Raw genomic sequence first — 11,145 nt, 5'->3', positions numbered from 1 at the left:
CCATAGCTCAGCTGGATAGAGTACTCGGCTACGAACCGAGCGGTCGGAAGTTCGAATCTTCCTGGGTGCACCATATTTTGCAGTATGGTGAAATAGTCAAATGAACATCAGGTAGTGTCAAAGAATTAATTGCACCCATAGCTCAGCTGGATAGAGTACTCGGCTACGAACCGAGCGGTCGGAAGTTCGAATCTTCCTGGGTGCACCATATTAAGAAACCTCGCTACGGCGGGGTTTTCTGCTTTTAGTAGCAGATAATTCGTAGAACCGAGCGGTCGGAAGTTCGAGCCGAGCGCAGCGAGACAACGTTGCTTTAGCAACGGCCCGTAGGGCGAGGCGTAAGCCGAGTCATCTTCCTGGGTGCACCATATTAAGAAACCTCGCTACGGCGGGGTTTTCTGCTGTTTAGTTTTTGCTTCATGTTCCCTATAGCCCAGCAAAACGAAATACCTGAATTCTCTTATCTCGTAATCAACGCTTCAACTCATTGGTTTCTTCTATATCAAATAGCAACTTTATTAAGCTGAATTTATTATTTATCAAGTAAATTCAGGCGATTATACAGTAAGCGACAATTTAGTTAGTTTGCGATAAAGTAGCTTTTCATTTATCCCTAGGCGCGGGGCCACGATGTACGATCGCTACGAAGGCCTGATTTTTGATATGGATGGCACCATTCTGGACACTGAGTCCACACATCGTCAGGCCTGGCGTCAGGTGCTAACGCCTTATGGTATGCATTTCGATGATCAAGCGATGGTGGCTTTGAATGGCGCACCGACTTGGCGAATTGCCCAGGCAATCATCGCTAATCATCAATCTGATTTGGATCCTCATTTATTGGCCACTGAGAAAACAGCATTAGTGAAGACGATGCTGTTGGATAATGTGAAGCCTCTACCGCTCATAGACGTTGTTAAAGCCTATCATGGGCGTATACCTATGGCTGTAGGGACAGGAAGCGAGCATGCTATGGCAGAGATGCTCTTGTGTCATCTGGGTCTGCGCGGTTATTTCGCGGCCGTTGTCGGTGCTGATGATGTCACCAAACATAAACCAGAACCTGAGACATTTTTACGCTGTGCGCAGTTACTCGGCGTGCAGCCAGCTAAATGTGTCGTCTTCGAAGATGCTGACTTTGGTGTTGAAGCGGCTAAAAGGGCCAATATGGCAATAGTTGATGTGCGCCTGTTGTGAGTAGTACGCTAGCTATTGCTTCTTTATTCGGGAGTAGCTTCCTCAGTGCGATGCTCTTACCCGGAAATTCTGAAATTCTGTTAGTCACCCTATTAACGGCAGATAGTGCGCCGGCAATGATGTTGGTGTTATCTGCCACTGTCGGAAATACCCTTGGGGGGCTAACAAATGTTGTTATAGGGCGTTTATTACCGGAGCTAAAGCCACAGCGGGGGATGAGTACAGCATTAGGCTGGCTCCAACGTTTTGGCCCAGCGGCTTTGTTATTGAGCTGGCTACCGATAGTGGGCGATTTGATGTGTGTGTTGGCAGGCTGGTTGCGAATGCCCTGGGGTCTTGTGGCTTTTTTTCTGTGTTTGGGAAAAGCATTACGTTATATCGTATTAACGGTAATTACGTTGCAAGGAATCGCCTGGTGGCAGTAAAGAATGTGACAAACTTACATAGTCACCTCGATGCAGTTTCAGTATGCTGGCGAGTTATGGTTTTCAAGAGCGGGAGGTCGATTTGATCCCGGATGTATCACACGCGCTAACTTGGCTGGAAGCGCATCCTAAAGCCCTGAAAGGGATCCGTCGCGGTATCGAGCGGGAAACATTGAGAGTGACTGCCGATGGCCAATTAGCCTCGACGGGTCATCCAGAGTCATTGGGTGCAGCTCTGACACATCAATGGATTACCACTGATTTTGCTGAGGCATTGTTGGAATTCATTACTCCAGTCGATGGGGATATTGACCATTTGCTGACTTTTTTACGTGATATCCACCGTTATACGGCACGTAAACTGGGTGATGAACGTATGTGGCCGCTCAGTATGCCTTGCTTTATTGAGGCTGAGCAGGATATTGAATTGGCTAAGTATGGTTCTTCTAATATTGGCCGTTTCAAAACACTTTACCGTGAAGGTTTAAAAAACCGTTACGGTGCGTTGATGCAAACTATCTCTGGAGTGCACTATAACTTCTCTTTGCCGCTGGAGTTTTGGCAGGCATGGGCGGGTGTCACCGATGAAAAAAGCGGTAAGGAAGAGATTTCAGCGGGCTATTTCCGACTGATTCGCAACTACTATCGTTTTGGTTGGGTTATTCCATATCTGTTTGGTGCTTCGCCGGCGATTTGTTCATCGTTCCTGCAAGGGCGCGAGACGGCATTACCCTTTGAGCGTAATGATAAGGGGATGTGTTATTTGCCCTATGCCACCTCTTTACGTCTGAGTGATTTGGGTTATACCAATAAATCACAAAGCAATTTGGGTATCACGTTTAATGACCTGCACACCTATGTTGCTGGGCTGAAACGTGCGATCCAAACGCCATCAGAAGAGTACGCAGCACTGGGGCTAAAAGACGGTGACCGTCATCTGCAATTGAATACCAATGTATTGCAGATTGAAAATGAATTGTATGCCCCTATTCGGCCAAAACGGGTTACCCGGGCTGGCGAATCACCGTCAGATGCTTTGCTACGTGGTGGCATTGAATATATCGAAGTGCGCTCTCTGGACATTAACCCATTCTCACCGATTGGCGTTGATGCAGTACAGGCACGGTTCCTCGATCTATTCCTGATTTGGTGTGTATTGGCCGATGCGCCTGAAATGAGCAGTGATGAACTACTGTGTACCCGTAAGAACTGGAATCGGGTTATTTTAGAAGGGCGTAAGCCGGGGCAGACAATTGGCAGGGGATGCAACGATACCCGTGAGCCGCTGGAAAAGGTCGGAAAAGATCTGTTTGCAGACCTGCGCCGTGTTGCAGAAGTGCTGGATGGTAAAGATAGTACTGAATATCAACAAGTTTGTGATGAGCTTGTGGCGTATTTTGATGATCCAAGCCTGACATTCTCCGCGCGTATTTTGCAAGCAATGAAAGAAGGTGGTATTGGTGGTATTGGCCTTGAACTCGCGGAGCGCTACAAGGAGATGCTGCAAAATGAACCATTGGAATTATTGACAGAAGAGCAATTAAGCGCAGAGCGAGATGCTTCATGGCAGCGCCAGCGTGATCTGGAACTCAAAGATCAACTAAGCTTTGAAGAATATTTGCTGCTTCATGGCGGCCAATAAAAAGAAAAGGCCACATTGCTGTGGCCAAATTAACATCTCTGATAACAGGGATGATGATAACAAATGCGCGTCTTTCACATATTAAGACGCACAGGATTCGAAAAAGTTTCACGGATTGCGAAAAAAGATCAGATAAAAAATTATTTTCTTATGAGGAGGTGACTAAATGCCATTATTGGATAGCTTTACCGTAGACCATACCATTATGAAAGCACCGGCTGTGCGTGTTGCTAAGACGATGAAAACCCCTCATGGCGACGAGATAACTGTATTTGATTTGCGCTTCTGTGTGCCAAATAAAGAAGTGATGCCGGAACGCGGGATTCATACACTGGAGCATCTATTTGCCGGTTTTATGCGTAACCACCTCAATGGCAACGGTGTTGAGATTATCGATATCTCGCCAATGGGATGCCGTACCGGTTTCTATATGAGCCTGATTGGTACGCCGGATGAGCAACGCGTTGCTAATGCCTGGAAAGCGGCAATGGCGGATGTGTTGAAGGTAACCGACCAACGGAAAATTCCTGAACTGAATGAGTATCAGTGCGGTACTTATCATATGCACTCACTGGAAGAGGCTCAGGCGATTGCCAAAGGTATCCTTGATCGTGATGTACGTATCAATCACAACGAAGAACTGGCGCTGCCGAAAGAAAAACTATCTGAATTACATATTTAGTTTTCGATAGGCTAATGCAAAAAAGACGCTGATAAGGCGTCTTTTTTATGTTCGCTAGCCGCATTGGTTACGCAGTTATGCGGAGCTGCCTTGAGATACTATGGGGGCGACTCGCACCTGTTTAATCATGTTCTCTTGTACATCCAGAACATCAATTAGGTAATTGCCGATACGGACCTGAGCACCGACCTGTGGGATCTCTTGTAGCTCTTCCAGCAGCATGCCATTGATGGTACGGGCATCGATCGGAAGTGACCAGTTGAATGCTTTGTTCAGTTCGCGAACACTGGCGCTACCATCAATGAGTACTGAACCATCGCTTTGCGGATTGACCTCTTCTGCCAGTGTTGGGGACATTGACGTGGTAAAGTCGCCAACGATCTCTTCCAAAATATCTTCAACTGTCACCAACCCTTGAATATCACCATATTCATCGACAATCATGCCGACTTTCTCTTTATTTCTCTGAAATTTCACCAGTTGTACATTCAGTGGTGTGCCTTCTGGAATAAAGTAGATTTCATCGGCTGCGCGCAGCAAATTCTCTTTATTGAACTCTTTTTTCTCCGTCATCAATCGATAGGCTTCCCGCACACGTAACATGCCGATGGCATCGTCCAATGACTGGCGATACAACACGATACGCCCATGTGGTGAGTGGGTTAACTGGCGCATGATTGACTTCCAGTCATCATTGATGTCAATACCGACCACTTCATTGCGTGGCACCATGATGTCGCTAACTGTCACTTTTTCCAAGTCCAGTACCGATATCAACATATCTTGATTACGGCGGGATATTTGTGAGTGGGATTCATTCACGATACTGCGCAATTCATCTTTGCTGACGGCATCGCTTCTGTGAACGTTCCCTCTAATGCCACACAGACGCATCAGCGCGCGCGTAATGGTATTTAACAACCATACCAGTGGCAGCATAATTTTCTGTAGGGGAACCAGTAAGAAACTGCTGGGGAAGGCGACACGTTCAGGATAAAGTGCAGCGATAGTTTTCGGCATCACCTCAGCAAAAATCAACACCACAAAAGTCAGCACCCCGGTTGCTATTGCGACTCCAGCATTCCCGTATAAGCGGATACCAACAATAGTTGCCAAGGCGGATGCCAAAATATTAACCAGGTTGTTGCCGATTAACACCAGACTTATCAGGCGGTCGGGGCGTCTTAGCAGTTTCTCAACTCGCCGTGCGGCGCGATTACCCTGTTTGGATAAATGGCGCAAACGATAGCGGTTAAGAGTCATCATACCGGTTTCGGAGGCAGAAAAATAAGCCGAGACCACGACCATAATGACCAGAATAATGATCAGCGTGCTAGTTGATACGTGATCCAACACTGTATTCCTTAATTGCGATGGTGGCTCTGTCAGTTCAACTGATCCATACGCTGATGATGGAGAGGATGATTAAGGAACTATAATTTCCTGCACCAAGCGGCTACCAAAATAGGCCAGCGTAAGTAGAAATGCACCAGTGAAGCTGAACCAAATCACTCTACGCCCGCGCCAGCCTTCATGGTAATGGCCCCATAATAGAACAATATAGACAAACCAGGCCATGATCGATAACACCGCTTTATGGACGTTTTCTTTACTAAATATGTTGTCCATATAAAGTAAACCAGTACACAGCGTCAGTGTCAGTAATACCACCCCAATTTGGGTGATATGGAACATTTTACGCTCAATACTCATTAATGGTGGCATGTCTGCATTAAATGTCAGTTTTTTATTCTTTAACTGATAATCGAGCCAGGCCAGTTGTAATGCATACAACGCTGCGATAATAAGTGTCGCGTAAGCAAAAAGCGCCAACCCAATGTGAACGAATATGGTAGGGCTGGTTTCCAGATGAGTAATAAACTCGCCCGGTAGCAAACTGGCAAGGGCCAGGTTGATCATGGCGAAACTATAGACAATCGGCAGCAAGAACCAACCGCGCCCCCGTGAGGCGACGATAGTCATGATAGTGCAGATCATCAACCCCACGATGGAGCCAATATTCAATAAAGTGAGGTTTTGGCCCCCACCGACATCAAAAATCTGATGCTTCAGAGCAATAGCATGGCACACTAGAGCCACGACGGCAGAAACCAGCGCTAACCGCCGGTAAGCACTATTTTTCTGCACCAGGCTTGGGACAATCAGGCCCAGGCTGAGCGAATAAGCGATCAAAGCCAAAATGGAGAACACGGGCATAGCGGTATATGAGCATCGGCTAAGTGAATTAGATAGCCAGTATAGCGTTGAGCGCGTTCCTCTCCAACCGTTCTCCGACGTGAGAGCAGAGATCGTTTAAGCTTCGTGTTATAATCCCCCCATTGTGTCGCCAGAGCGGCCTGTTTCCACGTTGAGTATGAGACAATGTTTGAGAACTTAACTGATCGATTGTCGCGCACACTGCGCAATATCAGCGGCCGTGGCCGGCTGACAGAAGAAAATATTAAAGAAACGCTGCGTGAAGTGCGCATGGCGTTACTGGAAGCTGACGTAGCCCTGCCGGTGGTTCGTGACTTTATCAACCGGGTAAAAGAGCGTGCTGTCGGGCATGAGGTGAATAAAAGCCTCACACCAGGCCAAGAATTCGTCAAAATAGTTAAAAATGAACTTATCACCGCCATGGGTGAGGTCAATAACGAACTGAATCTGGCCGCTCAACCGCCAGCAGTGGTGTTAATGGCCGGTCTGCAAGGGGCGGGTAAAACCACCAGTGTGGCCAAACTGGGTAAGTTCCTTAAAGAGAAACAGAAGAAAAAAGTGCTGGTTGTGTCTGCCGACGTGTATCGCCCTGCGGCGATCAAACAGTTGGAGACGCTGGCACAGGGTGTTGATATTGATTTCTTCCCGTCTGATGTACAAGAAAAGCCGATTGATATTGTTAATCGTGCCCTGCAACAGGCAAAACTTAAGTTTTATGATGTTCTGATTGTCGATACCGCCGGTCGCTTGCACGTCGATGAAGCGATGATGGACGAGATCAAACAGATTCATGCCGCGATTAATCCGGTTGAAACCTTGTTTGTCGTCGATGCAATGACCGGTCAGGATGCTGCTAACACGGCGAAAGCATTCAACGAAGCGTTGCCGCTCACGGGTGTGGTGCTGACCAAAGTTGATGGTGATGCTCGTGGTGGTGCGGCTCTGTCTATCCGCCATATTACCGGCAAGCCGATTAAATTCTTGGGCGTGGGTGAAAAGTCTGACGCACTGGAACCATTCCACCCGGATCGCGTGGCTTCACGCATTCTGGGGATGGGCGACGTGCTGTCGCTGATTGAAGATATCGAAAGCAAAGTTGACCGTGCACAGGCGGAGAAACTCGCCACCAAGCTAAAAAAAGGTGATGGTTTCGATCTCAACGACTTCCTTGATCAGTTGAAGCAAATGCGCAATATGGGCGGTATGGCCAGCATGTTGAGTAAAATGCCGGGTGCCGGTCAGTTGCCAGAAAACGTGAAATCGCAGATGGACGATAAGGTGACGGTACGTATGGAGGCCATCATCAATTCGATGACGCTGAAAGAACGTGCTAAACCAGAGATCATCAAAGGCTCGCGTAAGCGCCGTATTGCTACCGGTTCTGGCGTGCAGGTACAGGATGTTAACCGCTTACTTAAGCAGTTTGATGAAATGCAGCGCATGATGAAGAAAATGAAGAATGGTGGCTTGGCTAAAATGATGCGTGGCATGAAGGGTATGATGCCACCGGGTTTCCCAGGCCGCTAAACGTCATACCCAAAGTGATTGGGGTTTCAGGTAGGCGGCCAGTAAACTAATCACGATGAACTTACTCAAGTAAGTGATTCGGGTTAGTGCGCGCAGCCAACAACCCTGTGATTTCAAGTACGAAGGGTATATTTCACGCAGTGGTGTTAACCGTGTGAGATGAGTAATGATTTCCCGCTGAAAACGGCGGTAAACGAAGAAAACTGTACTCATTCCAAAACTAGCGCACAGGAATCTACGCTTTAGATTGCTTTTTGCGCCAAAATGAGTAAAATTTTCGGGCTTTTTATATTGCAACTGGACCCCGTTCCCCGATGGGGTCCAGTTGTTTTATTAACTAAAGAGGATGTTATGGTAACAATTCGTTTGGCTCGTGGCGGCGCTAAAAAGCGTCCGTTCTATCAAGTAGTAGTGACCGACAGCCGTAATGCTCGTGACGGTCGTTTTATCGAACGTGTAGGCTTCTTTAACCCGATCGCAGCTGGTCAGGCTGAAGCTCTGCGTTTGGACCTGGACCGTATCGAACATTGGGTTGGCCTGGGTGCAACAGTTTCTGATCGCGTATCTGCGCTGATCAAAGACGCTAAGAAAGCAGCTTAATCTGTCGCGGTGGTGGTTATTATGAGCAAGCAACTCAATCCAGTGGTTCCCGATCAGCCGATTGTACTCGGTAAAATGGGTTCAACTTACGGCATTCGCGGTTGGCTCAGAGTATTTTCATCCACCGAAAACGCCGAAAGCATTTTTGATTACCAGCCGTGGTTTATCCAGCAGGCCGGTAAGTGGCAGCATGTCGAGTTGGAAGACTGGAAGCGCCACAGTCAAGATCTGATCATCAAAGTTAAAGGTGTTGACGATCGGGATGCCGCGAATTTACTGACTAATTGCGAAATTATCGTAGATTCCAAGCAACTACCCGCACTAGAAGAGGATGATTACTACTGGAAAGACCTTATGGGCTGTCAGGTAGTAACAACCACGGGTTACGAACTGGGTAAAATCATCGATATGATGGAAACCGGTTCTAACGATGTGATGGTAGTGAAGGCAAACCTGAAAGATGCATTCGGTATGAAGGAGCGGTTGGTCCCGTTTCTTCATGGGCAGGTTATCAAGAAAGTCGATCTCACTGCTCAACGTGTTGAGGTAGATTGGGATCCTGGTTTTTGACCTCCGAATTAAACGGCAAAAGTGAGTGGAACAAAACGATGTGGATCGGTGTTATTAGCCTGTTTCCCGAGATGTTCCGCGCAATAACCGATTACGGGGTAACTGGCCGGGCAGTAAAAAATGGCCTGCTGAGCGTGCAGTGTTGGAGTCCTCGTGACTTTACCTACGATCGGCATCGTACCGTGGATGACCGCCCATACGGCGGTGGCCCGGGAATGTTGATGATGGTGCAACCGCTAAGGGAAGCCATTCATGCAGCAAAAGCAGCGGCAGGCGAGGGAGCAAAGGTGATTTATCTGTCACCTCAAGGGCGCAAACTGGACCAACAGGGTGTTTGCGAACTGGCTACCAATCAGAAGATGATTCTGGTATGTGGTCGGTACGAAGGTGTTGATGAGCGCGTACTGAAAACCGAAATTGATGAAGAATGGTCAATTGGTGATTACGTTCTCAGCGGTGGCGAGCTGCCGGCAATGGCTCTGATAGATTCAGTATCCCGCTTTATCCCGGGAGTGCTAGGTCATCAGGCTTCAGCAGAGGAAGATTCCTTTGTTGATGGATTGCTGGATTGCCCACACTACACTCGTCCTGAGGTGTTAGAAGGGATGGAAGTTCCGCCAGTATTACTGTCGGGCAACCATGCCGAGATTCGTCGCTGGCGCTTAAAGCAGTCGCTGGGCCGTACCTGGCTTAGAAGACCTGAACTTCTAGAAAGCCTAGCTCTGACTGACGAGCAAATGGTGTTGCTGGCTGAGTTCCAACGGGAACACAAGCCCTGAAGCAACAGAACTATGAAAGGAGTGTTGTGCCGCGTGCCAACTTCCTGATATATCAGTTTACCTAGGGTAAGAGACTTATTATGAGCAATATTATCAAGCAAATCGAACAAGAGCAGATGAAGCAGGACGTACCTGCATTCCGTCCGGGTGATTCCGTGGAAGTGAAGGTATGGGTTGTTGAAGGTTCTAAAAAGCGTCTGCAGGCATTCGAGGGCGTGGTTATCGCTATTCGTAACCGCGGTCTGCATTCTGCGTTCACCGTTCGTAAAATTTCCAACGGCGAAGGTGTTGAGCGTGTATTCCAAACTCACTCCCCAGTAATCGACAGCATTACTGTGAAACGTCGTGGTGCCGTTCGTCAAGCGAAACTGTACTATCTGCGTGAGCGTACTGGTAAGTCTGCTCGTATTAAAGAGCGTCTTAACTAAGATACAGCTAGCGCTGCATCCAAAAGTTAATAGTTATGAAGGGGTTAGCCATCGGCTGACCCCTTTTTTTATTTCAATGACGACAAAAAAACGACAGAGATTTCAGCGCGATAAGTGGGGGGAATGGGAAGGTGAACTGAGATAATTAGCGTGGCATCACACCACGCTAAAGAGACTAATAGATGATTACAGGCCGTAAACCAGAGTTATTGATGTTGTGGTATCAGTATTTTTAGGCGCGCTGGCAGGTGGCTTAGTGTTATAAGTCACAACATAAGCCAGGCGCAGTGCGAAACTTTTATTGATTGCCACATTTAACGCAGTTTCAGAGTTTAGCGTAGTTTCTTCGTTCGCTAATGCGGAAACCCCTTCGCTAAACACCGTATTATCAGTTAGTTGATAGGTATAGTTCGCACCGCCATAAGCCAATGCTTTAGTGGCTCGACCACCACCATAAAATTCATCGTGGCGAACACCGGGACCAAATTCCACCCGTAGGTTGTGCAACGGTGTGGTCATAATCTGGCGGCCATAACCGGTAGTTAATACCGACCGGGAATCAAAACCGTTGTAGCGATCATTCAGCCAACTGGCTTGCCCGAACAGGTAGTTACTGTCAGTCAGATTATAGCGGGTACGCCCGCCTAGCTGGTAACGTTCGGAAGAGCGTTGATTGTTAGCGCTGGTATTACGCGCGGCTCCCCACAAACTATAGGCGGTGTTAGGTTGGAACCAGGTTAACGTTGAGTTAGCGGTCAACGTTGAGTTAGTGGTATTACCTGATTGTGCGGTATAGCCAGCCTCGACAGTACCATCAAAGCTCTTCTTGGCTGTAGCTGGATCATCTAAGGCAGTAAAAACAGTCCCATCAGCAAGAACTGAAGTGCTGATGAGGGATAAAGCGATTGCGCTGAGATAAAACGGCAACGCCCTGGTATGACGCAAAGAAAACATAATAGGCCCATGGTGAAAAAAATGATTTTTGTGCTGCGGCCCGCATTGTAGCAGTTGTGATCCAACTAAATCAGAAGATATTTCGGATTGAATAATTAATTATAATAAGAAGGTTTTTCCGATG

General features: G+C 47.6%; 12 protein-coding genes, 1 tRNA gene and 1 other RNA gene. 11 read left to right on the top strand and 3 right to left on the bottom strand.

The window, feature by feature from the left end; genetic code table 11:
- The first annotated feature begins 131 nt into the window (after positions 1-131).
- The 6 genes from V1952_RS16045 to luxS all read left to right on the top strand — a co-directional run bounded on the left by V1952_RS16045 (position 132) and on the right by luxS (position 3,946).
- A tRNA-Arg gene (locus tag V1952_RS16045) sits at positions 132-208 on the top strand.
- Between the two features lie 29 nt (positions 209-237).
- Positions 238-368: non-coding RNA, RtT sRNA (locus V1952_RS16040), on the top strand.
- Positions 369-630: 262 nt separating this feature from the next.
- On the top strand, positions 631-1,197 hold the full coding sequence (gene yqaB / locus V1952_RS16035; RefSeq protein WP_420075109.1) for a fructose-1-phosphate/6-phosphogluconate phosphatase: 567 nt from the start codon (positions 631-633) through the stop codon (positions 1,195-1,197).
- Entirely contained in the window at positions 1,194-1,622 is a 429-nt protein-coding gene (locus V1952_RS16030) for a YqaA family protein (RefSeq protein WP_420075108.1), read from the top strand. Before yqaB ends, V1952_RS16030 begins: the two co-directional genes overlap by 4 nt.
- A gap of 43 nt (positions 1,623-1,665) precedes the next feature.
- Positions 1,666-3,264, top strand: a complete 1,599-nt coding sequence (gene gshA, locus V1952_RS16025; RefSeq protein ID WP_193784717.1) for a glutamate--cysteine ligase — start codon at positions 1,666-1,668, stop codon at positions 3,262-3,264.
- Between the two features lie 166 nt (positions 3,265-3,430).
- On the top strand, positions 3,431-3,946 hold the full coding sequence (luxS, locus tag V1952_RS16020) for an S-ribosylhomocysteine lyase (RefSeq protein WP_083160240.1): 516 nt from the start codon (positions 3,431-3,433) through the stop codon (positions 3,944-3,946).
- A 75-nt stretch (positions 3,947-4,021) separates the two neighbouring features.
- On the opposite strand, the gene V1952_RS16015 is transcribed toward luxS, so the two are convergent.
- Both V1952_RS16015 and V1952_RS16010 read right to left on the bottom strand, forming a co-directional pair.
- The gene (locus tag V1952_RS16015; RefSeq protein ID WP_193784716.1) at positions 4,022-5,299 is read right to left on the bottom strand and encodes an HlyC/CorC family transporter; all 1,278 of its coding nucleotides are present in this window, start codon (positions 5,297-5,299) and stop codon (positions 4,022-4,024) included.
- A 72-nt stretch (positions 5,300-5,371) separates the two neighbouring features.
- Positions 5,372-6,163: a cytochrome C assembly family protein gene (locus V1952_RS16010; protein ID WP_420075107.1), complete on the bottom strand. Its 792-nt coding sequence runs from the start codon at positions 6,161-6,163 to the stop codon at positions 5,372-5,374.
- A 165-nt stretch (positions 6,164-6,328) separates the two neighbouring features.
- Between V1952_RS16010 and ffh the strand changes: the two genes are divergently transcribed.
- The 5 genes from ffh (at position 6,329) to rplS (ending at position 10,067) form a co-directional block, all read left to right on the top strand.
- Positions 6,329-7,690, top strand: coding sequence for a signal recognition particle protein (ffh, locus tag V1952_RS16005; RefSeq protein WP_083160233.1), 1,362 nt, complete (start codon positions 6,329-6,331; stop codon positions 7,688-7,690).
- 351 nt (positions 7,691-8,041) lie between these two features.
- Positions 8,042-8,290: a 30S ribosomal protein S16 gene (gene rpsP, locus V1952_RS16000; protein WP_005182026.1), complete on the top strand. Its 249-nt coding sequence runs from the start codon at positions 8,042-8,044 to the stop codon at positions 8,288-8,290.
- Positions 8,291-8,311: 21 nt separating this feature from the next.
- On the top strand, positions 8,312-8,860 hold the full coding sequence (rimM, locus tag V1952_RS15995; RefSeq protein ID WP_032905542.1) for a ribosome maturation factor RimM: 549 nt from the start codon (positions 8,312-8,314) through the stop codon (positions 8,858-8,860).
- Positions 8,861-8,898: 38 nt separating this feature from the next.
- Complete coding sequence (trmD, locus tag V1952_RS15990) at positions 8,899-9,639, top strand: tRNA (guanosine(37)-N1)-methyltransferase TrmD (RefSeq protein WP_005182033.1); 741 nt, start codon at positions 8,899-8,901, stop codon at positions 9,637-9,639.
- A gap of 80 nt (positions 9,640-9,719) precedes the next feature.
- The gene (gene rplS, locus V1952_RS15985; RefSeq protein WP_005182038.1) at positions 9,720-10,067 is read left to right on the top strand and encodes a 50S ribosomal protein L19; all 348 of its coding nucleotides are present in this window, start codon (positions 9,720-9,722) and stop codon (positions 10,065-10,067) included.
- A 186-nt stretch (positions 10,068-10,253) separates the two neighbouring features.
- On the opposite strand, the gene V1952_RS15980 is transcribed toward rplS, so the two are convergent.
- Positions 10,254-11,021, bottom strand: coding sequence for a DUF481 domain-containing protein (locus tag V1952_RS15980; protein WP_083160229.1), 768 nt, complete (start codon positions 11,019-11,021; stop codon positions 10,254-10,256).
- Positions 11,022-11,145 lie beyond the last annotated feature (124 nt).

It is taken from the genome of Yersinia sp. 2542 StPb PI, assembly GCF_048593855.1.
GTDB classification, from domain to species: Bacteria; Pseudomonadota; Gammaproteobacteria; order Enterobacterales; family Enterobacteriaceae; genus Yersinia; species Yersinia enterocolitica_E.
The sequence above is the reverse complement of the archived record's forward strand: the minus strand, read 5'-3'. Positions and strand labels throughout refer to the sequence as shown.